General features: G+C 37.5%; 23 protein-coding genes. 13 read left to right on the forward strand and 10 right to left on the reverse strand.

Going from position 1 to position 22636, the window contains the following annotated elements; translation table 11 throughout:
* Window positions 1-10 precede the first annotated feature (10 nt).
* Entirely contained in the window at window positions 11-2395 is a 2385-nt protein-coding gene (locus IQI_RS12085; protein WP_064092901.1) for a 3-hydroxyacyl-CoA dehydrogenase/enoyl-CoA hydratase family protein, read from the reverse strand.
* 428 nt (window positions 2396-2823) lie between these two features.
* Here IQI_RS12085 and IQI_RS12090 point away from each other — a divergent pair, with 428 nt between their 5' ends.
* From IQI_RS12090 to IQI_RS12095, 3 genes are all read left to right on the forward strand, one after another.
* Window positions 2824-4395 (forward strand): bifunctional metallophosphatase/5'-nucleotidase, encoded by a 1572-nt coding sequence (locus IQI_RS12090; protein ID WP_064092902.1) that lies wholly within the window; start codon window positions 2824-2826, stop codon window positions 4393-4395.
* Between the two features lie 63 nt (window positions 4396-4458).
* Complete coding sequence (locus IQI_RS20315; protein ID WP_082892687.1) at window positions 4459-4596, forward strand: YuzL family protein; 138 nt, start codon at window positions 4459-4461, stop codon at window positions 4594-4596.
* A gap of 295 nt (window positions 4597-4891) precedes the next feature.
* A complete protein-coding gene (locus tag IQI_RS12095; RefSeq protein WP_064092903.1) occupies window positions 4892-5524 on the forward strand; it encodes a YczE/YyaS/YitT family protein in 633 nt (210 codons plus the stop codon).
* A 165-nt stretch (window positions 5525-5689) separates the two neighbouring features.
* Here IQI_RS12095 and IQI_RS12100 read toward each other — a convergent pair whose 3' ends face one another.
* Together IQI_RS12100 and IQI_RS12105 are read right to left on the reverse strand one after the other, a co-directional pair.
* Window positions 5690-6085, reverse strand: a complete 396-nt coding sequence (locus tag IQI_RS12100; RefSeq protein WP_064092904.1) for a DUF4181 domain-containing protein — start codon at window positions 6083-6085, stop codon at window positions 5690-5692.
* Window positions 6086-6211: 126 nt separating this feature from the next.
* Window positions 6212-6700: a hypothetical protein gene (locus IQI_RS12105; protein ID WP_064092905.1), complete on the reverse strand. Its 489-nt coding sequence runs from the start codon at window positions 6698-6700 to the stop codon at window positions 6212-6214.
* Window positions 6701-7093: 393 nt separating this feature from the next.
* On the opposite strand from IQI_RS12105, the gene IQI_RS12110 reads away from it, so the two are divergent.
* Complete coding sequence (locus IQI_RS12110) at window positions 7094-8029, forward strand: bile acid:sodium symporter family protein (protein ID WP_064092906.1); 936 nt, start codon at window positions 7094-7096, stop codon at window positions 8027-8029.
* Window positions 8030-8238: 209 nt separating this feature from the next.
* Window positions 8239-8619, forward strand: a complete 381-nt coding sequence (locus IQI_RS12115) for a hypothetical protein (protein WP_064092907.1) — start codon at window positions 8239-8241, stop codon at window positions 8617-8619.
* Between the two features lie 51 nt (window positions 8620-8670).
* Here the strand turns inward: IQI_RS12115 and IQI_RS12120 are convergent, their stop codons facing one another.
* On the reverse strand, window positions 8671-9588 hold the full coding sequence (locus IQI_RS12120; RefSeq protein WP_064092908.1) for a proline dehydrogenase family protein: 918 nt from the start codon (window positions 9586-9588) through the stop codon (window positions 8671-8673).
* 272 nt (window positions 9589-9860) lie between these two features.
* Here IQI_RS12120 and IQI_RS12125 point away from each other — a divergent pair, with 272 nt between their 5' ends.
* Together IQI_RS12125 and IQI_RS12130 are read left to right on the forward strand one after the other, a co-directional pair.
* Window positions 9861-10124, forward strand: a complete 264-nt coding sequence (locus tag IQI_RS12125) for a hypothetical protein (protein WP_064092909.1) — start codon at window positions 9861-9863, stop codon at window positions 10122-10124.
* Between the two features lie 16 nt (window positions 10125-10140).
* Window positions 10141-10485, forward strand: coding sequence for a spore coat protein (locus tag IQI_RS12130; protein WP_064092910.1), 345 nt, complete (start codon window positions 10141-10143; stop codon window positions 10483-10485).
* A 320-nt stretch (window positions 10486-10805) separates the two neighbouring features.
* Here IQI_RS12130 and IQI_RS12135 read toward each other — a convergent pair whose 3' ends face one another.
* From IQI_RS12135 to IQI_RS12155, 5 genes are read right to left on the reverse strand one after another with little or no spacing between them, the layout of a single operon-like run.
* The gene (locus IQI_RS12135) at window positions 10806-11069 is read right to left on the reverse strand and encodes a DUF2573 family protein (RefSeq protein ID WP_064092911.1); all 264 of its coding nucleotides are present in this window, start codon (window positions 11067-11069) and stop codon (window positions 10806-10808) included.
* A gap of 58 nt (window positions 11070-11127) precedes the next feature.
* Window positions 11128-11865 carry a (2Fe-2S)-binding protein gene (locus tag IQI_RS12140; RefSeq protein WP_064092912.1) on the reverse strand — a complete coding sequence of 246 codons (738 nt, stop codon included), beginning with the start codon at window positions 11863-11865 and terminating at the stop codon, window positions 11128-11130.
* Window positions 11862-12680 (reverse strand): ABC transporter ATP-binding protein, encoded by an 819-nt coding sequence (locus IQI_RS12145; RefSeq protein WP_064092913.1) that lies wholly within the window; start codon window positions 12678-12680, stop codon window positions 11862-11864. The genes IQI_RS12140 and IQI_RS12145 overlap by 4 nt, the downstream gene beginning before the upstream one ends.
* A gap of 15 nt (window positions 12681-12695) precedes the next feature.
* Window positions 12696-13751 carry a FecCD family ABC transporter permease gene (locus IQI_RS12150; protein WP_064092914.1) on the reverse strand — a complete coding sequence of 352 codons (1056 nt, stop codon included), beginning with the start codon at window positions 13749-13751 and terminating at the stop codon, window positions 12696-12698.
* A 1-nt stretch (window position 13752) separates the two neighbouring features.
* On the reverse strand, window positions 13753-14742 hold the full coding sequence (locus IQI_RS12155) for a FecCD family ABC transporter permease (protein ID WP_064092915.1): 990 nt from the start codon (window positions 14740-14742) through the stop codon (window positions 13753-13755).
* Between the two features lie 231 nt (window positions 14743-14973).
* Between IQI_RS12155 and IQI_RS12160 the strand changes: the two genes are divergently transcribed.
* From IQI_RS12160 to IQI_RS12180, 5 genes are all read left to right on the forward strand, one after another.
* Complete coding sequence (locus IQI_RS12160; RefSeq protein ID WP_064092916.1) at window positions 14974-15933, forward strand: ABC transporter substrate-binding protein; 960 nt, start codon at window positions 14974-14976, stop codon at window positions 15931-15933.
* 135 nt (window positions 15934-16068) lie between these two features.
* Complete coding sequence (locus IQI_RS12165; protein WP_064092917.1) at window positions 16069-16590, forward strand: GNAT family N-acetyltransferase; 522 nt, start codon at window positions 16069-16071, stop codon at window positions 16588-16590.
* 658 nt (window positions 16591-17248) lie between these two features.
* Window positions 17249-18754 carry a spore germination protein gene (locus IQI_RS12170; RefSeq protein WP_064092918.1) on the forward strand — a complete coding sequence of 502 codons (1506 nt, stop codon included), beginning with the start codon at window positions 17249-17251 and terminating at the stop codon, window positions 18752-18754.
* A 15-nt stretch (window positions 18755-18769) separates the two neighbouring features.
* A complete protein-coding gene (locus IQI_RS12175) occupies window positions 18770-19861 on the forward strand; it encodes a GerAB/ArcD/ProY family transporter (RefSeq protein ID WP_064092919.1) in 1092 nt (363 codons plus the stop codon).
* Window positions 19858-20964: a Ger(x)C family spore germination protein gene (locus tag IQI_RS12180; protein WP_064092920.1), complete on the forward strand. Its 1107-nt coding sequence runs from the start codon at window positions 19858-19860 to the stop codon at window positions 20962-20964. The genes IQI_RS12175 and IQI_RS12180 overlap by 4 nt, the downstream gene beginning before the upstream one ends.
* Window positions 20965-21008: 44 nt before the next feature.
* On the opposite strand, the gene IQI_RS12185 is transcribed toward IQI_RS12180, so the two are convergent.
* Window positions 21009-22049: an oxidoreductase gene (locus IQI_RS12185; RefSeq protein ID WP_064092921.1), complete on the reverse strand. Its 1041-nt coding sequence runs from the start codon at window positions 22047-22049 to the stop codon at window positions 21009-21011.
* Between the two features lie 133 nt (window positions 22050-22182).
* Here IQI_RS12185 and IQI_RS12190 point away from each other — a divergent pair, with 133 nt between their 5' ends.
* Complete coding sequence (locus IQI_RS12190) at window positions 22183-22497, forward strand: thioredoxin family protein (protein ID WP_064092922.1); 315 nt, start codon at window positions 22183-22185, stop codon at window positions 22495-22497.
* The last annotated feature ends 139 nt before the right edge of the window (window positions 22498-22636 follow it).

Raw genomic sequence — 22636 nt, forward strand, 5'->3', positions numbered from 1 at the left:
TTTCATTCGACTAGTTGCGTAATGGTTTTCCTTTAACAAGCATGTGCTGCATTCTTTGTTGTGATTTAGGCTGAGCGACTAAGCTTAAGAAAGCTTCTCTTTCAAGATCTAATAGATATTGTTCATCTACTTCTGTTCCAAATGGCACTTTTCCACCTGCGATGACATAGGCAAGCTTCTTCGCAATCATTAAATCATGCTCGGAAATGAAGCCTGATTGGAACATAGATTGTGCACCGAGGAGGAGAGTAGCATATCCAGTTTCTCCAACCACAGGAACTTTTTTACGAATTGGTGCTGTATATCCTTTGTCAAATAAAGAGATAGCTGCTTGCTTCGCATCGTATAATAGATGATCTCCGTTAACGCTTACGCCATCGGCTTTATTTAAGAAATTGTTGTCTCTTGCTTCATCTCCAGAAGTTGAAACCTTTGCCATTGCGATGGTTTCAAATACTTTGTTAGCAACCTTTTGCAAGTCAAATTCTACTCCGTTAGGCAGATTCGATAAGTGCTTCATGTATAGCTCTTTATTACCGCCGCCTCCAGGAATTAATCCGACACCAACCTCTACTAATCCCATGTATGTCTCCATAGAAGCCTGGATGTGGGCAGTAGGCAAGCAAACCTCACTTCCTCCACCAAGAGTCATACCAAATGGTGCCGAAACAACTGGTTTAGAAGAGTACTTTATTTTCATCATTGCTTGTTGGAAGTGACGAACCACCATGTCAATTTCGAATACATTGTCATCCTGTGCTTCCATTAAGATCATGGCAAGGTTTGCTCCTACACAGAAGTTCTTCCCTTGGTTCCCAATGACAAGTCCTTTGAAATTCTTTTCAACTTCGTCTACTGAGAAGTTAATCATTTGAACGATATCAAGTCCGATGGCATTGCTTGGAGAGTGGAATTCAAGTAGAGCTACTCCATCACCAATATCAATTAAGCTTGCACCAGAATTCTTTTTAATTAGTTTTCCTTGCTTTTTAAGAAGTTTAAGATCAATTACTTTAGGATTTCTATCTACAGGCTGGTAGCTGCCTTCATGGTAAAAGTAAAGCTCTCCCTCTTCCTCTTTATAGAAATTAGTATGACCTGCACCAAGCATGTCATCAATCCATTGAGGAACGGTTATGCCTTCTTCTTTCATGCGTGTAACGGATTTCTCAAGTCCGATGGCATCCCACGTTTCAAAAGGACCCATTTCCCAGCCAAAGCCCCATTTCATGGCACGGTCAATCGCTACGATATCGTCCGCAATTTCACCATGAAGTTCGGCAGAATAAGTTAATACTGGTGAGATAATGTTCCATAGTAGTGAACCTGCTTTATCCTTGGCATACACCAGTGACTTCATTTTATTTTTTAAGCCTTTTTCATTTTTACTCATTTCGATTGAAGCCGTCTTTAATTTTTTACGAGGCTCATATTCCAGAGTTTCTGTATTAAGCTCGAGAATTTCTTTGCCCTTCTTTAAGAAGAAGCCTTGACCACTCTTACTTCCTAACCAGCCTTTCTCAAGCATTTTTTGCATAAATGCAGGTACTTCAAATACTTTTTTCTCTTCCCCTTCAACTTGGTCATAGACATTTTTTGCAACATGTGCAAAGGTGTCAAGACCTACAACATCCAAGGTACGGAAAGTAGCACTTTTAGGTCTGCCGATGGTTGGGCCGGTAATGGAGTCAACCTCTCCGACACTGTATCCACCCTTTAGCATTTCCTGGACAGTAATCAATAGACCGTAAGTTCCGATACGATTCGCAATGAAGTTCGGTGTGTCTTTTGCAAAGACAACCCCTTTGCCAAGGGCATCTTCTCCAAAGACTTTCATGAATTCAACCACTTCAGCATCCGTTTTCTTCGTTGGAATCACTTCAAGAAGCTTTAAATAGCGTGGTGGATTGAAGAAATGAGTTCCAAGGAAATTACGTTGGAAATCTTCAGAGCGTCCTTCCGCCATGGCTTCAATTGAAATTCCTGACGTATTTGAACTGATAATACTTCCAGGCTTACGATACATTTCAACCTGCTCAAATACTTTCTTTTTAATATCTAAGTTTTCAACAACTACTTCGATGATCCAATCGCAATCTCCAATGTGTTGAAGATCATCCTCGAAGTTACCTGCTGTAATTAGTGATAAGTTTTGTTTTGAGGTTAACGGAGCTGGCTTTTGCTTCAGAAGCTTTTTTAAAGCGTTTTCACTTAAGCGATTACGAAAAGACTTGCTCTCTTCTGTTAAACCTTTTGCCTTATCTTCGTCCGTTAGTTCTCTTGGTACGATGTCTAATAACATTGTCGGAATACCGATATTTGCTAAATGAGCGGCAATCCCTGATCCCATAACTCCTGATCCTAACACTGCTGCTTTCTGAATTCTACGAACCAATGTATTTTCCCCCTTTTGTACACTTTGAATGAATACTCATTCATTTTTCACTCAAAAAAAAGACTCGAATGAGTTTCTGTTACTTCTAATATATAGGAATTTCTAAAATATCGCAATATTTAAAGTTATAAAAATAGAAATTTTACAAAAACTTTTATTGTACAATCGACTAAACGATATAATGAGCTAAAACGGACATTATAATGAGGAAAGAAATATAAATCTTGCTTCATTATATGCTGTTGATAAAAAATTGCTTTTTTCGTAAACTTTTTTGCTTTTAAAATAGTAGTGGTTGATTACAGCGAGAGGTACTCGCTTTCCACGGAGCGGGGTTGACAGATAGACCAGCAAAGATTATTTAATATAACAACAACCTTTTCGTAAATAGGATTGATTGTGCTTTCACTAAGGAGGATATGATAACGATGGAGTCTACGACTGTTTATATTCTAGAAACGAGTGATATTCACGGTCATATCTATCCTTATGCTTATGGAGACTTAAAGAATGCTCCCATTGGGTTAGGGAGAATTGCTACCTATGTTAAACGGATGAGGAAGCGTTGTGATCACCTCTTGCTAATAGACAATGGGGATCTTTTTCAAGGAACGCCTCTTTTCACTTACTACATAAAAAATGCTTTTCATAAAAGGAATCCATATATCGAAATTCTAAATACTCTTCATTATGATGGAGCTGTCATTGGGAATCACGAATTTAACTATGGGATGGATGTATTAGATCAATGTAAAAAAGAAGCGGCCTTCCCCTATCTCGCCGCAAACATTATCGATAACCGTACAAAGCAGCCCTATTTCGGTACACCTTATGTTACAAAAACGTTCACAAATGGAATAAAAGCCGTTGTACTTGGAGTTACGACTCACTACATTCCAAATTGGGAAAACCCTTCACATATAACAAACCTTGAATTTCTGGATGCATTCGAAACGACGAAAAAATGGGTTTCTTTCCTACAACAGTCCGAGAATCCTGACCTGATGATTGTTTCTTATCATGGCGGCTTTGAACATGATGTGCATACTGGAAAAAGCACCGGCGAAAATCCCCAGGAAAACCAGGGCTATCGTATGTGTCATGAAATACAGGGAATTGATGTTCTTTTAACAGGACATCAGCATCAGATGCTTGCGACTGAGGTTAACGGAGTGTCCATCGTTCAACCTGGAATGAACGGAGAAAGGGTTGGCACGATAAAGGTTGATTTCCATCTGGACAATGGAAAAAGAAAAATAGCTAAGAAAAAAAGCTCCCTTATTTCAATGGACGGGATGCCGGTGGATAAGAAGATCATTTCAATTGTAGAAATACTAGAAAAGGATACCCAAGAGTGGTTAAACGAAACCATTGGAACCATTGATGGAAATATGCACATTGAGGATCCATTTCTCGCTCGTCAACAGGAGCATCCCTTTATTGAATTTATCAACAAAGTTCAAATGGATGCAACAGGTGTGGATATTTCTTGCACTGCTTTATTTAATGATAAGGTAAACGGACTCCCAACAGATGTTTCAATTAGAGACATTCTTTCAAACTACATATACCCTAATACACTTTCCGTTCTTGAATTAACAGGGGAAGATATTCGACAAGCTCTTGAAAAGACTGCTTCTTATTTCATGATAACCAATGATGGAAAACTTGGTATAAATCCCAGTTTCACAACACCAAAGCCCCAGCATTACAACTACGATATGTGGGAGGGTATCCAATACATCTTAGATATACGCCTTCCTATTGGAAAAAGGGTTACCTCCCTTACCTATAAAGGAAAACCATTGCAAGAAAAAAAACGCTACCCAGTAGTGATGAATAATTATCGAGCTGGAGGTGGTGGAGGCTACCCCATGTTTAAAAACAAACCCATACTAAAAGAAATCCAACTCGACATGACAGAACTGATCACCAACTACTTCCTAACACACCAAACAATCCAAGCCACCTGTAACCACAACTGGAAAGTAATATTGTAGGGACGGACCTCGTTTATAATTCCAAGTGAAAAAGGGAATGTTAGGAGTGGAGGTGTTCATATTATGGCAAAGCAAAAGAAAAGTCCTTCTAAAGCAGGAGTAAGCGCTGCTAGTATCAAAGGAGATGCCGGCCCTACTGTCGAAAGAGATGGTGGCGGTAAGGTGAACAGTCAAAACAATCAATTTAAAAAACAGCCTTAAATAGTAGAATCGGCACCTATCTCCCATGGATAGGTGTCTTCTTTCTTTGATTAACCTAGTATGAACGCTGTACTACACTGGAATCCGTCATCTGATCCCCTCAGGGAATTTAACCACTTCTTTTATAAAATTTTTTCCATTTCCCATTCATGCAAAAATTTACTTTGCCTTCCACTCACTTATGAAGTAAACTAAAATTATAAAATTTTAGTTGTCAGACCTCCTACTTTTGAACAGGTGTCCGTCTGCTCTTTGAATATGATGATAACGTTTACAGATAAAGGAGATTGTGTTAATGAAACGGAGACTTTTATTTTTTACCATCGGACTATTTATATTAACTATGGGGGTTGCCCTTATTATAAAATCTGGCCTAGGTGCTTCTGCTTGGGACGCATTAGCTGTTGGAGAATCAAATATGTTTGGCATTACGGTTGGTACAGCCGTATTTATTAATGGAATTGTGTTAATTGTCCTTAATGCCCTTATTATGAAAAAGAAGCCTGATGTCCTTGCTGCAGGATCAATACTTATTATTGGTATGCTAATCGACTTTTGGTTATTGGTTGTCTTTAACAACTTCGCTCCCGAAGTACTATTTAATCAGCTGTTGGCCCTTGCTTCAGGTATATTAACGATGGGATTAGGAATCGCCATTTATTTACAAGCAAAGTTCCCTGCAAGCCCAATGGATACTTTAATGGTAGCGATTAATACTCGATTCGGATTGAACCTTCGAAATTCACGCATTATAAGTGAAGGATTCGCTCTTTCCTTAGCCTTCCTATTTAGAGGGGATATAGGAATTGGAACGATTCTTGTCACTTTGCTTCTAGGATTTGTTGTTCAATATAGCTTTCCTCTGTTTGAGCAGTTGTTTGAGAGAAAATCATTTGCTAAACAGGCTGTTGTGTCTAAAGAAGTATAAAGAAACCGACCATTTAACGAGTACACATGTGAGTTGCAAACATAAAAACATCTTATTCATGTTTTACCATAAAAAAAGGGACCGACTTGTAGTAAAAGTCGATCCCTTTTTTCTCTATTTTGAATATGCTCTTTTCGTAAAGTCTGTTGCTAATTCAAATAAGAACTAAGGAATCCAAACTAGAAACACAATTAAGATTGCTGTTAACACCAGGATCATTTCAGCTACTGTTAAAATAGATTGTTTTGGATTCTCACTATATTTCAACTCAAAAAATACCCTTACAGCATAGTCCAATGCAAATAAAGAGACTACTCCAATTGAGTATAAGTAGATTAAGTCTTCATCGTTTATCACCAGAACCACTAAGATAATGAGAGTAATTGTAGTAATACTTCTTACCCATCTATCAACTTTACGATGTAACTCATTAATATGATTATAGGAAAAAAAACTTCTTTTCACTTTCTCTATTTTAAAAACCTTTCTTAAAAGAAACTTAACTATTGTGATAAGGACAAAAACAATTATTATAATCAAACTAAATTTCACCCAGAACACATAACTCCTCCTGTCCCATTAGCCAGCCATTTAACTTAATACCAATTATTTCAAAACAGAGGAGTTTACTCAAGAAAAATTCCCAATAAAAAAGGACTTATCCTGTTTTAGATAAGTCTCCTTAAGTTAAGTAAGTTTTTCAACTTGCTTATCTACTATGCCTGTTTTTTCTAACCAATATTGTACCCCATACAATAAATACGCTTTGTAGTGTACATACATAAAGAATTGAAAATAATTTATACGAGTCAAACGAACGATTTTCATTTTTTTAAGAAAAGGAATGAAGAGAAACGCAAAAAGTCCATTAACCATAGCATTAATTAACACAAACTTTTTAAACTTACCATACGAATATTTAAGTATCCACATGGAAAGTGGCATATAGGGACCAATATCAAATGGAAGTTCATCTCTTATAAATGAATTTGGCTTGTCGTAAAACGTCCACCACTTCCGCTGGTGTCCATAAATATGATTTATCATTTCAAAAAAACCTATAATAACACTCACAAAAGAGTATCGTTTGATATTACTCTTACCTATAAATAGTAACGATACCCATGGAATGACTATCATCGATACATTAAATATTACGTGTCGTTTTGATGCCATAAGTGAATTCACCTCACCTTAAACTTTTCCTTTTTTAAGGTGTCCATATATTGAAAAAACATCCACTTATTTAAGCAATCTCAGTCAACGTTAACCTCAGCAATTTTTTTGTTCAATATACAGCCGAATAGTTAATGAAGTATACAATCGGAGATTAAGATTAATTGGCTGACTTCAGATATTGCCCTTTTGAGCTTATAATTTCTTTTGGAATAACACTAATGGTGGGAATTTAAAGAGCAGACCGGTTCAGGACTTTTATTCGAAAAAGATAGTGAAACCATCACTATTGAAACACGACAGTATTCGAAGCATTATTTAAAAAGCATTTAATCAGTAAACCAATTCCTTCATGGTATGATAAAACTAGAAATCTCAGAGGAGAGTTTTGTCATGCTACAATCATTTAATAAAATCCTGGAAAAGCTCATGCCTCTCATTACACCTACTGCAGTTTTAATTGGAGTGATTTTCGCCCATTCTTTAGAACAGTTCACCTTTATCGTTCCATGGGTATTTGCGTTTATGACGTTTTCTGGCAGTTTAAGCTCAAACTTTACTTCTTTGAAGCGAGCTTTTCAATATCCTATTCCCTTGCTAACGGCGCTATTTATTCTACATATTCTAATGCCGGTTTGGGCGTTTGGGATTGGAGGGCTGATGTTTGGAGGGGACGGTCTAACTGTTACAGGTTTATTGCTGGCTACCGTCATCCCTACTGGGATTACGAGCTTTGTATGGGTTTCAATTTATAAAGGAAATATCGGCTTAGCCCTTTCTATTATCTTAATTGATACGATCTTATCCCCTTTCATCGTACCCTTTAGTTTGTCTCTTTTTGTTGGACAGAAGGTGGAAATGGACGTTTGGGTGATTATGAGTGGTCTGCTCTACATGGTGGTGATTCCTTCTCTTATAGGTATGCTTGGTAATCATGTAACTAAAGGACGTATAAAAGACACGCTTGGTGTTCACTTATCTCCTTTTGCCAAATTAGGAATTGGAATCGTAGTCTCCATCAATAGTTCTGCCGTTGCTCCTTATTTAAAAAATATAGATCTAAAACTGATACTGATTGCTTTAGTCGTTTTCTTCATTGCCGTATCTGGTTTTACATTCTCCTGGGTATTGTCTATTCTTCTAAAGCAAACAAGAGACACAAGGGTAAGTTTACTCTTTACTGGGGGAATGAGGAATATCAGTGCCGGCGCAGTCATTGCGGTTCAATACTTTCCAGCAGCTGTTGCTGTACCTGTTGTCATTGGAATGTTATTTCAGCAAGTGCTGGCTTCTCTGTTCGGGTTTTTATTTCACAGGAATGAAAAGTGAGGTATTGGGAGGGAGAATGTCATGAATACTTTTCATCATGGTTATTGGACTTATTTTTTTGCAAAAAAAAAGAAAAAGCTTGTAAAGTATGCCATTATAGGCTGAATCGCTCCGGACCTTATTTATTACGCCATGATTTATTTATTTAAGCTTCTCTGAAAACCTTACTCTATGATAGAAGTTCTTCCTTCCATAGGTTTATACATTTATTGTTTGAACATCCGGTTGGAAGTGTGATGAGACAAATGGGGCACTCCTTTTTCATCTGGTCCCTTGTATTTACCGGGATAACTTTGTTCAAAGGCTTTACTTTAAATAAATGGAATGCATTTCTTTATGGGTGGTTAGGACATATAATCATTGACTTTCTAACACATGCAAATGATGCTATCCCGATTTTTTATCCGGTTCATCCGTATGTGTTCCACTCTTCCATTTCCTATTGGGATTCACGTCATTACGGAAATCTTTTTAGCATCGTCAATTATCTATTAATGGGTAGTTCCATTCTTTACCTGCTGATTCAAAAAAGGAGAAGTAAATTCGAGAAAACGAATAAGGGGAACAGTGAAATGAGTAACCAATTTTAAAACAAAATAAATAACTCCATGGAATATCCTTCCACGGAGTCGTAAGTTGTTTTATTTTTTTAAAACGCCCTTTAACACGAACGCCACATTTGCTGGTCTTTCTGCAAGTCTTCTCATAAAATATCCATACCAATCCGTGCCGTATGGTACATATACTCGCATTTTATAACCTTCTTTTACAAGCTCATGCTGACGCTCAACGCAAATACCAAAAAGCATTTGGAATTCAAATTGATCACGAGGAATATTATGCTCTTCAACGAGTTTCTTCGTATAATCAATCATGACATCATCATGAGTAGCAATTGCGGTGTAGTTACCATTTAACAGGTGCATTTTTATAATTTTTTTAAAGTTATCATCTACATCTTTTTTATCTGGAAAAGCAACTTCAGGTGACTCTTTATATGCCCCTTTTACTAGTCGCAGATTAGGGGAATACGCATTTAATTCTTCAATATCCTTTTCTGTTCTATATAAATAAGCCTGTATAACAGTACCGATATTGTCATACTCCGATTTTAACCTTTTAAATATCTCAATGGTTTTACCACAACGAGAGTAATCCTCCATGTCGATCGTAACGAAAACGTCCTGTTTTGTTGCTTCTTCAAGGATCATTCTCATATTTTTCATCACAACATCTTCAGATAAGTCCAGGCCCATTGAGGTCATTTTTAACGATAATTGAGATTTTAATTTTTCTCTTCCAATAGCACGAATTGCTTCGACACATTCAAGAGCCATTTCATTTGCTTCCTGTTCATTATCCACAAATTCTCCTAAATAGTCGATAGTTACAACAAGATTCTGACTATTTAGCTGACGAATTGCCTCTACTGCTTGATCAATAGAAGAGCCCGCTACAAATCGACCAGCTCCAAAACGGAGACCATATTTCTTTGCCAGCTTGGTCATAGGCTTATTTTTTGACAGGAATAAAAAGAAATTACGCATTGTTTGCTCCATGTTGCTTACCCCCTGAAAAAACATATATATCATACTATGAAAACGTTTTCTTAAATGACAAAAAAAGAAAAAGTTCATACTACTGTTATATTTACCAACATTTTATCACCTTTTAAACATTTTGAATATACCTTATATACTTTCTTAGTAGAATATTATCGAATTCTGCAATTCAGTGTATAGGGCTAATGAATTGAGGAAAAATAAGATGTGTTTGATGGATTAGAAGCTTTCCCAAACAAGAGCAGCAGAACTAAAAGGAGGAAATCAAAATGCAGCAACAACCTCAACAAGGAAATCAGCAACAAACGTATACGCAGCCACCACAAATGCTTACAACAAAGGATTCACTTTACTTAAATGATATGCTTGCCTGGAACCTTACTGCCATGAAAAAATGCCATTTCGCAGCAGCTCACTGTCAGGATGCAGAGATTAAAGCAGAACTGGATAAGTGTGGACAAATGCATCAGCGTCATTATCAGCAACTACTAGCTCACCTGAACACAACAAACCAAAACCAAAACATGATGTAGAAAGGAGCAACCATACATGAATCAACAAAATCAAAAAATCCAAAACCCTCAAACCCAAGTACCTGATACACCTCAAATGAATGATCGTGACTTTATTACAGATGTTCTTGCTCATGAAAAATACATGACGGCGTCCTATTGTACGGCTCTCAATGAAGCAAGTCATCAAGCATTGTATCAAGATCTGTTAACCATTTTTAACGAAACACAAAATGCTCAAAGGGAATTATATAATGAAATGTTCCGCAAAGGTTGGTATAAGCTAGAGGCAGCCGACGCCCAAAAGATTCAACAATCCTATCAGCAGCACCAGCAATATTCAACTCAATTCCCATATGGAATGGGCGGACAGGTTCAGTAAAATTGAAAAAGGAAGTGGACTCGAGTAGTGAGTTCACTTCTTTTTTTGGGTTGATAATATAAATAGAAACTCGACGATCACTTTCCAAAGTCGATAATATCCTTTTTGACTTGCAGATATATGTTGACCATAGCTAAAAGTTGAAAATAAAAGTGCCATTGTTAAAAATAAGCTTCGAAAAGTGGATAATATTTTCACGAAAGTCGATAATAAGTTTCCTGCAAACATGCGAATTTACTACATTTTTGGCAAAATCAGACCTTATAGTACCCATTTCATAAAAAAGTGCCCTATTTTTATAAAAAGGCACTTAAAATCACTTATTCTTCATTCTTTTTTCGATTTATTTCCTTACGATGTGTCTCATTCAATTCTTTAATCTCGCCAATCATCTTTTTCATCTCTTCTTTTCCTTCAGGATAGAGAGAGTTCCAGTGCTTTACTAATGCAGGCATGTTCTTAGCGATGAAAGAATAGAGAGCGTATTGTGTGACCATTTCCTTCTTTTCTGGTGACGTTTCGCCAATTAACAGTTCTGAATATTTTTCTATTAATGCATCAAATTGTTCCGGAAATTCTTTCATTTCGTTGAACCTCCTTAGCTCGGCTATATACCAACCGTAACATACTTACTCTGAAAATTTAAGATTTCACTCGACACGTTTGAGGGCATGTTTTACAACGATATTGTTCTCCATTTTCCAATCTATATGAAAAACAGCATGTTTTCCGTACTCGTAATTCTTCATTCTTTTTTGGAGAATAATAACGAGACAAGGGATTCCGGTGGTACTGTCCGAACCAATGACTGTTTTCATCTAATAGTAGCTGTCGAAAATCTTCCTCTCTCTTCCCTCGCATCTCTTCATTAGGAAGAAAATCATCATTTTCATATACCCAAAAAATATAAACGGCTATATTTTCCCACAGAATGAGCTTGGCCGGTTTTTTCAAAGAATCCATGATTTTATTTAAATGGTCACTAAATAAAGATTTTATATACGTTTGTTTTTCTTCTGGAGAGGTGAACTCATAGACGGTAGAATCCTTCAAATAGAATTGAGGTATCCATAATCCATTCTTTTCTCCATCTACCATTATAAGATTGTCAGGTGCAAGATTTAATTTACGATTCCAGTATGTCATGGAATACAATCCCATGGCCGCCACAAAGGCGTATCGCTTCATAAATAATGAAGCAGCTACCATCCTATTGTCTGTTCCCATGCTTTTGAGTCGATCAGTAAGGAACCTTTCCATTTCGTCTTCCTGAAAAAAAGAGCTTACCTGTATCCCTTGATAAGCAGGTAACGGGTCTTTATTCAAGCGATATTGCTTTAGAGTGTTCCACTGATCAGGTGTCAGAGCAGAGACTTTCATCCCGCTTCACCTTCATTATTCAAAATGCATCTGCCTTTTCCAAAAGGGATACAAAGTGGTGTTCCAAACAAAGGATCTCGTGAAACCTGGCAATCCATATTGAAAACATTTTTGACTAATTCACAGCTGATAACATCCTCAGGCTTTCCTTGGGCATAGATTTGTTTATCTTGAATCGCCACAATATTATGAGCATACCGGCAAGCGAGATTGAGATCATGTAATACCATAACAATGGTGCGGTTCTCATTTTCATTCAGTTCAAATAACAAATCCAATATTTCAATTTGATGAGTCATATCCAAATACGTGGTCGGTTCGTCTAAGAGAATAATATCCGTATCTTGTGCCAGCGTAAGGGCAATCCACGCACGTTGCCTTTGACCACCTGAGAGCTCATCGACCTTCCGATGCTGGAGTTCTTCCATTTTGGTTGACTGGAGAGCCTTTTGAACGATTTCTTCATCACTCTGAGACCATTGCTTTAACCACGTTTGGTGTGGATAACGTCCCTGTTTTACTAATTGTAAAACGGTTAACCCTTCTGGAGCAGTTGGAGACTGAGGGAGAATGGCCATTTTGCGAGCGACTTCTTTCGTCGATAAGCTTGAGATTGCTTCACCTTCGAGAAGTACAGTTCCAGTCTTCGGTTTAAGCAAACGCGCTATGGAACGAAGAAGGGTCGATTTGCCGCATCCATTTCCTCCGATAAATACGGTGATCTCGCCTCTTGGAATATCTATATTTAATTCATCTATAATCATTCGTTCCCCGTAAGCCAGGGTGAGATCTTTCGTTTGCAATATGTCACTCATGTATGGCCAACTCCTTTAAGCGTTTCTCGTTTTGAATAAAAGATAAATAAAGTAGGGAGCTCCGATCGCTGCCGTAAATACCCCTGCTGGAACTTCTAATGGCAGAAAGACGGTCCTTCCAATTAGATCTGCCACCATGACTAGAATTCCCCCGATTAAAGCAGCAGTTGGCAGTAATGCACCAAAGGAAGACCCCACCATTCTTCGTGCCATGTGGGGAGCCATCAGTCCAACGAAGCCAATCCCGCCTGCAAAGGCAACAGCTCCTCCGACTAAAGCCGTTGACATAATAAGAAGAAAAAATCGTTGCCTTTGCACATGACCTCCAACTCCTGTTGCAATCTCTTCTCCCAGCTCTTGAATATTAAGCTGACGTGAAATAAAAAAGCTCAGCACAATAAATATCAAGCTCCAAGGTAACAAAATCCAGACGTCATTCCAATCGGATCCGTTTACTGTCCCCGTTATCCAAATGTTTGCCTGACTCGCTCGATAAATAGGACCTATTATCATTAACATCGTAGTCAGTGCTTGGGCTAAAGCAGATATTCCAATTCCAATCAGGACAAGACGAACAGGAGATACTCCTTTTCTCCATGCTAATATATATACTAAGAAGGCAATCACAGTAGCTCCTATAAAAGCAGCCACCGGCAGCCATTTAATGCTTACCATCAATGTATTATCATCATTACTGAATAGAGTCAAAAAACCTACAACCGCTGCCCCGGCTCCTCCTGTAATTCCAATAATATCGGGAGATGCCAAAGGGTTTCGAATCATTCCTTGTAAAATACCACCTGCAACAGCCAATGCCATCCCGGCAAGCAAGGCAATCAGAATTCTAGGTAACCGAAATGATGTAACAACCAGTTGTTCTAAGCTTGTTCCTCCTCCAAAGAAAACACTTATCACATTCCATGGAGCAATTTTCATATCCCCTATGCCAGTGCTCATCACCATCACGAATAAAGCAATAATTCCTAGCAAAAGGATTTTTTTCAGGGCTGTTAAATCGATTAATAAAGATATACGCTCTTGAAGCCATCGCTTCCCAACAAATTTCTTCATTTTAAAATCCCTTTCTAGCTACATACACAAAGAATGGTGCACCGATAACAGCAGTCATCACTCCGACTGGCACTTCCTGGGGCATAATGATATAACGTGCTCCAATGTCCGCTACTAATAAAAGAATGGCACCCATCATTCCTGAATACGGAATCAACCATTTATGGTTCACGCCTATCATTTTCCGAGAAAGGTGTGGAACGACAATCCCAACAAAGCCAATTGGTCCGGCAATGGCAACGGAGCCACCTGCTAATAACACAACGATGGTTAATGCAATAAATTTTATAATAGTTGTTTTTAAACCTAATCCTTTTGCTACGTCTTCCCCCATTGCTAATATATTCATCTTTCCAGCAATCAGTATGGACCCTGTCCACCCTATAAAAATATAGGGGAAAACGCCTTGTAAAATATCAAGAGATCTCCCTTGAACTGAACCTGCTAACCAGAATAACACTTGTTCCAGCGCTGATTCATTGAGAACAAGAAGGCCTTGTGTAAAGGAAGAAAACATCGCCGTAATAGCCGCTCCTGCTAACGTCAGTTTCATGGGAGTTAACCCGTTATTTCCAACAGAGCTAATGACATATACTCCTACTGCTGCTAACCCAGCTCCTAAAAAAGCCAGCCATGTGAAGGATTGAAGACTCGTAACCCCAAATAGAGTAACGGCTACCACCACCATGAACCCCCCTCCTGCATTAATCCCGAAAATACCTGGAGAAGCGAGAGGATTTTTGGTTAAGGTTTGCATAAGGACTCCTGCCATTCCTAAAGACGCCCCAACGGTAGCTGCAATAAGAGCACGTGGTAAGCGAATCGTTTGGAGAACTAAGTGTTCTGTGGACTGTGTTGGATTCGTAAAGGCTTCAACTGCTGTTCTTAGTGAGGTATCTGTATAACCGTATACAATACTTAATCCAATACATATAAGTAGAAACAATGTTGTTCCTATATAAATCATTAGTTGTTTTTGCGGTTTTATCATAGGTTTCCCTTTCTATTTCCAGAAACAAAACACCCACCTTGTCAGCGAAAGCTCTATTCCTTTTTACCGATTTCTTCTCCTTATATTTTAGAGAAGAAAGAAACGACCGTCAATGATTTTGAAAATCATTATCAATTAGATATTGACTTTGATAATTTTCTCAATTAATATAATAATTGTAATTGATAATCATTATCACTTATAAACCATTCTTTAGGAGGAATTATACATATGAAAGTAAGAAGTCTATTATCACTTTTACTCATCACTTCCCTTCTGTTCTTAGCAGCTTGTGGAAATAAGGAAGCAGAAAAAGAGGAAACAGGAAGTAAGGATACCAAGAAAGAAACCTACACTGTGGAGCACGCAATGGGAACGACTGAAATTGAAGGTACACCTAAAAAAGTCGTCATCCTGACAAATGAAGGAACAGAAGCTTTACTATCAATGGGTGTTACACCGGTTGGAGCTGTTCAATCCTGGACCGGCGATCCATGGTATGATCACATTTCTGAAAAGATGCAAGATGTAGAAGTCGTTGGAACGGAAAGTGAATTAAACGTTGAGGCCATTGCAAAGCTTCAACCAGACTTAATCATCGGAAACAAAATGCGTCAGGAAGAGCAATATAACCAGCTAAAAGATATCGCCCCAACGGTTATGGCTGAAACCCTTCGAGGAAATTGGAAAGAAAACTTTGAACTATATGCAAAAGCTCTGAACAAAGAAGAGAAAGGAAAAGAAGTCATTGCTGAATATGATCAAAGAATTGAAGATATTAAAGGAGATTTAGGAGATAAACTGAATCAGAAAGTATCCATGGTTCGGTTTATGGCAGGTGACGTTCGAATCTATCATAAAGACTCCTTCTCTGGTGTGATTCTTGATCAAATAGGATTTGCACGACCTGAAAGTCAAGATGTGGATGACTTCGCTGAAAAAGGTGTAACAAAAGAGCGTATCCCTGCAATGGACGGAGATGTCTTATTCTACTTCACCTATGAAACGGGTGACGGAGAAGCAAATAAGCTGGCTGAAGACTGGCTAAACGATCCCCTCTTCCAAAACCTTGAAGTAGCAAAAAATGATAAAGTATATGAAGTTAGCGATGCAATTTGGAATACAGCAGGTGGCGTGATCGCTGCGAATAAAATGCTTGATGATGTCGAGAAATTCTTCTTAGAGCAGTAATCCATTAGATACGAAATAAAGGGCTAAATCCTAGGATTTAGCCCTTTATTTATTGTATTGATAAGCGTAGGACGAATCACGATATGATAAAATACTTTGTAAATATCTTTCTACTGGAAAGGAACGGAACGCCCTATGAATATTCATTTCACTAAATTAAACCAACCAACCACATCTCTTTTGGAAGCATTTAACCGCTGGGAAAATGATTCCGAATTGATTCCATTAACTCGTCCCAATCAAGACAAAGAAGAATTGGAACGTCGATGTAACATGACCCTTAATGATTTAACACATCGCCTTGACCACCATCACATTTATCTTATCTACCTGGATGACCAACTAATCGGGGAAATGAATTACATGATAGACCCCGGTCATCTCTACAAAAAAGAGACCGGCACCGCTTGGATAGGGATTACAATTGGTGAGCCGGAAGGTCGCGGAAAAGGAATTGGGTACGTGGCAATAAAGCATTTAGAAGCACAAATTAAGAAACAAGGGCTAATGCGAATTGAACTAGGGGTATTTGAATTTAACACTCAAGCCCAAAAGCTGTATAAAAGGCTTGGTTACAAGGAGATTGGACGTCTAGCAGATTTCACCTTTTGGAATAATCAAATGTGGTGCGATATCCGAATGGAGAAGTACTTATAAGAAAGTCTGAGAGTCATTAAACTGGTTTCAGTGTTTCCTGTAAAATTTAGTGGAAAAGAGCAAATAAATTGAATGCTACCAGTGCTTGCCAATCGTATAGTATCTCCTATTTGAGGTGTGAAGATACAGTCATTCTTTATGAAACGGCTGTATCCTAATTTCCGTTAAAAACCCCTTTAACGGAAATTAGGGATTTTTTCATTCAAAGTAATCGCCATTAATTCTATTTTTTATAAATTACCTTATATGCAATAAATAATACTACTATTGTGAGAAAAGCGATGAATAATTCATCCCAACTTGCACAAGCCGTTCTTCCACAAAGGTTTATTTCATTGATTTTAGTGAGAAATAGCATAGAGACACCCCATTTAATACAAAGTTTGTCTCTATTTTCTATTCTTTATTGTTGTAAAATATGCAACTCTTAACTCACCAATATTCCCCTAATTCCATTAACCTCTCCTTTAACCGAATTATCCTCTGTATCTAATACTATAAAAAAGGAAATTATCCCTTTCCATACTCAAATGCTACAATCGTTTCGAAAAGTGCCTATTATATTAAAAACCCCTTCCATTCTCACATCCTTTTTCATAATTATCCTATTTTCGGTAAAACTACACGAAAGACCATCAACCGAACTTGAGGGATTAGTATGCTTTCATTTTTCAAAAACAAGAAAAACTCCGAAGACACGAAAAAGAAAAAATCGTATGAATCCTTAAAAAAGGAAGCAGAAAAATCTGCCGACTATAAGCAGGCCTTCTATCAGAATACTCATACGGGAGTGAAATTCAGCCTCCATTTCATCACTACTATTATTGATGAAAAAATCATTCAGGAGAATATCTTACCTTCACTGTTATCAAAGGAATTTCATGACTTTGATGACTTGAAAAAAATTGTTCCATTAATAGACATACAGGTTTCTACTGACGAATCTGAAATTGAACAAAAGCTTTATAACGGTTATACGTTGTTAACGATGGATGCCTCGAATCGAAAGTTTGCTTTCATCGCAACAATCAATTTAACAGGTAGAAAAGTCTCTCAACCTGAAGTTGAGTTTAGTGTCGTGGGTCCAAAAGAAGCATTTGTAGAATCTTTAAAAGATAACCTTAACCTGATTCGAAAACGTATTCCTGTTAAAGAGCTAGTAATTGAAGAGTTAAACGTCGGAAAAATCACACATACACGGGTAGGCATTATATATATTGATGGATTGACGGATGAATCCAATGTGAACACCATTAAGCAACGAATTAGGGCGTTGGACTTTGATCAGATCATGGATACGTCCTTTATTGAACAACTGATCGCTGACAATAATAAATCCCCCTTTCCCCAATTACTGGACTCTGAGCGACCTGATCGGGTTGCCTCTGTGCTTGTTGAAGGGAAGGTTGTTGTGATGGCGGACGGTTCTCCTCATGCTCTCATAGGACCTACTACATTGGTTGAGTTTTTCAGTGCCTATGAGGATTATTTTCTAAATTTCTTTATTTCTTCCTTTTTACGTCTCGTTCGCTTATTTTCAGTAACATTTTCAATCCTGATTACACCAATATACGTGGCTGCCTTAACCTATCATTATGAGCTTATCCCTAAGGATTTAATGGCTACACTCATTACTTCAAGGCAGGAAATTCCACTTCCACCTATATTAGAGGCATTATTTTTAGAATTAACCATTGAACTTCTAAGAGAGGCTGGGGCTCGACTTCCTACAAAGGTTGGTCAAACCATCGGTATCGTAGGAGGGATTGTAATTGGAACAGCATCCGTTGAGGCTGGTTTAACCAGTAACGTTCTTCTTATTTTAGTTGCATTGGCTGCACTTGCTTCCTTTACAACCCCTGTTTATAGAATGGGTAATACAATTCGTATTTTACGTTTTCCCTTTTTGCTATTTGCTCAGCTTTGGGGATTAGTAGGAATCGTTTTCTGTTTCTGCTTATTAATGGGGCATCTCTTGCAGCTCACTTCCATAGGAAGACCATTTTTGGAGCCCATTTATCCACCTAGATTTAGTGATTTAAAGGATGCCCTCATTCGGTTTCCATTTGATAAACAAGCTCACCGCCCTCAATATTTAAGAACCAAAAAACCTGTTCGCTTTCAGCCTAAAGAAGGAAAGAGAAAATTAGACATCGATGAATAGAATTGAGGTGATACGATGCAACCAATTCCTGATAGAAGAAAGATCTCCCCCTTCCTTGTATTCTTTTTGATTCATTCCATGCAGGTCGGAGGAGGGGTATTGGGATTTCAACGAATCATTGCCATGAACGCCGGATATGACGGGTGGATTTCCGTTATATTGGCAGGTGTGTTTACCCATATATTAATGGTATTAATGTACTTAATTCTGGACAAATCAGGTGGTGGTGACCTTGTATCGGCTCATACATTTGCGTTTGGTAAATGGATTGGAAACCTATTCAACTTTGTCTTTGTTCTCTATTTTGGTTTACTTGTCGTCACCATCTTAAGGACCTATATAGAAGTATTACAGGTATGGATGTATCCTCGCTTAAGTACCTTTTTCTTTTCGCTAATATTTTTATGTCTTGTTTTTTATCTTGTAAACGGAGGAGTACGAACGATTACAGGAGTGGCTTTTTTTGGGACCATATTACCTAGCTACCTACTGTTAACCTTTGCTTTCACCTTTACGTATGCTGATTTCAAAAATATTTTGCCTGTTTTTGATCATTCATTGAAGGATATTTTGATTTCAACTAAAAACATGTCCCTTACGTATTTGGGATATGAGTCCATATTACTCATTTATCCTTTTATAAAAAATGCGAAGCAATCTCAAAAATATGCCCACTGGGGGTTATTTACCACTACTACGGTGTACACCATTATAGCAGTCATTTCTTTTGCTTTTTTTAGTAAAAAACAACTGGAGAAAACCGTTTGGGCTACTCTATCCATGTGGAAGATTGTTGAAATGCCTTTTGTGGAACGCTTTGAATATATAGGAATTGCCAATTGGTGTTTAGTCATTCTGCCGAATGTATGTATTGCCTTATGGTGTTCAAGTCGAATCATCAAACGTATGAGTCCTATGAAACATCGACATTCTCTATTATTAGTTTGTATCCTTTGTTTAAGTGCCTTAACATTCTTCTCAAACCGGAAACAAGTAAATTTATTGAATGACTTATCTGGCCAAATTGGCTTTTATATCACGTTTTTCTATATTCCCCTACTCTTATTGCTGGTGATTATTATGAAGAAGGTGAGAAATAAAACATGAAAAATCTAAAAAAAATAATTCTTCTTCCTACCACCATCATCCTCTTATTAACAGGATGTGTAGAGAGAGAGATTTTAGATGACTTATATATCGAAACAGGAAAAGCCTATGATTATGTAGATGAAAACAAAATTCGAGGAACAGCCCTGTTTCCAATATATTCTAAAGATAAAACGATTAAAAATGGCACATTGTCTGCTGAGGCTTCTTCCACACGTGAAGTATTGGAAAAATTAGAACGAAGATCACAGCAACCCCTTGTAAGAGGAAGTTTAGACGTTGTCTTGATTGGAGAAGAAATGGCTAGACATGGAATTATCGATATTGGAGATTCTTTACAAAGAGATGCAAGTGTTGGAGCCAGAGTATATTTAATGGTAGTGGAGGGAGACGCAGGGGAACTCATACAAGGGAATTATGGTCAAAGAGGAAATGGGATGTTCATTTCTAATTTAATCACCCATAACATTAAGAGAAGGGAATTGCCTAAAACCAACCTCCATATGTTTATGTTTGATTATTTTCAAGATGGAAAGACCCCTTATCTCCCTCTTATTAAACAAACACCTGAAGGGGATATCGCTATTACAGGCATTGCCTTATTCAAAAAAGCGAAAATGATTGACAGAGTCCAATCTAAAGACATGTTTTTTTTCAAAATATTAGTAGATAGACTAGCTGAAGGAAGTCATGTAATTAAGCTCGGTGAAAAAAAAACTGGGCATACGGAGAAAGAGATAGAAGCTTCTGTAACGAGTCTGATTGCCAAACACAAAATAAAGATTAAACATAAAGCAGACCCTGTTAAAGTCACCATCAAAATTAAGATTAAAGGAATTGTAAGAGAGTACACAGGAAAGAAGTTAACTTCAAAAAAAGTAGTTGAAGTAGAGAAGATAATGAAAAAAGATATCGAAAAAAATTGTGAAAGGCTTCTGAAAAAATTTCAGAAACTTGGGATTGACCCTATTGGTATAGGTCAACATCAAAAGCATGGTGTTCGAGGGTTTGATATAAAAAAATGGGAAGAAAGTATTTACCCTAACGTGCAATTTAATGTGGTTGCAGATGTTCAAATTTTAGAAGCTGGAACCGTTGAATAATGCAAAAAGAGTCTAGGCATACTTATATGCCTAGACTCTTCTAATTAATCTAGAAATACCGCTTTCTTTTGTTCGCTGCTTTTTTGACAAGCTTCAATTAATTTAATGACTTCTAACGCTTCTTGAGGTTCAACCGGGAGAGCTTCTTTATGCTTCAATGCTCGATATATCCCTTTATAATATTGTGTATAATCTCCCTTTTCAGAAGGGATTTTTTCAGACGTAATCTCTTCACCTGAGAGGGAAGACAGAGTACCCCATTGATCCCTTTCCTCTATGCCCCAGTTTTTGGAAAAGGGATTCTTACCTGCTTTAAGATCTTCTTCCTGCCGATCCATTCCATGTTTTACATAGCTTCCACTTAGTCCATGAAGCTGATAACGCGGACCAGGTGCAAGAACGATGGAGCGTGAATATAATTGAACTCTTAAAAACTCGTAACCGAATGTAATATGAAAATAATCTTCTGCTTTCTCAGAATCTCTTTGCGGGAACACATCTGCCTGTACCCATTGAGGCTTTCCAAACAGACTTAATGCCTGATCGATGAGGTGGGAGCCTAAATCATATAACACACCGGCTCCTTCTATTTTGTTTTCCTTCCATCTATCTTTTATGGTTGGGCGAAAACGGTCAAAATGAGCTTCGTATGTAAATAGTTTACCTAATTTCTCATCTTTAAGGAGTTTTTGAATGGTTAAAAAGTCCGCGTCCCATCGTCTATTATGAAACACAGATAGAAGTAGTCCCCGTTCCTTTGCTAAATTAAGCAGCTCTTCTCCTTCCTCACTTTTTGTGACGAATGGCTTCTCTACTACAACATGTTTATCTGCTAAGAGTGCCTGTTTTATCATTTTATAGTGAAGATGATTCGGAGTAGTAATTACCACTAACTCAACTTCCTGACTAAGAAGCTCATCTAATGTAGAAACTACTTTTACTTCTTTAAGATCAGATCGGACTTTTTCTGCATTGGAGGAAAGTACACAATCAATATCAAACTCCTCTAAATGAGTAAGTAACGGACGATGAAAGCTTTGTCCGGAAAATCCATATCCAACTAATCCTACTTTAATGGGTTCCATGATTTCACCTATTTCTATTTAGAATGTATGGTTATCGTATCATTTCCTTAGTATATACGAGAAATGATAAGAACATTTTTTTTACAAATACGATCTGTATTGTTTAAAATAGATACAAAGGGAGGTTAACAACATGCAATCAATTAAAAACAAAGAAACCTTTGAAGAAGTAATTGCTTCATCAGAACCAGTTGTTGTGAAGTTCCATGCTGACTGGTGTCCAGATTGCCGTCGAATGGATATGTTCATTGATGAAATTATGGACGAATACAATCAATATAAATGGTACGATATCAATAAAGATGAAATTCCTGAAATCGCTGAAAAATACGACGTAATGGGTATTCCAAGCCTACTCGTCTACAAAAACAGCGAAAAAATTGCACACCTGCACAGTGCAAACGCCAAATCACCCGAACAAGTAACAGAATTCCTAAACCAACTTTAAAAGAAAATGGAGGGACGGACCTCCATTTTCTTTTTATTTTTGTAAAAACACAGATAGTCTGGAATTTATATTAGTCTATATTAAGAACCTCATGCTTAGAAAAATGATTCTCGCTCAATCAACTACTACTACTTTCATC

This window comes from Rossellomorea aquimaris TF-12, from assembly GCF_001648555.1.
Lineage (GTDB): Bacteria > Bacillota > Bacilli > Bacillales > Bacillaceae_B > Rossellomorea > Rossellomorea aquimaris.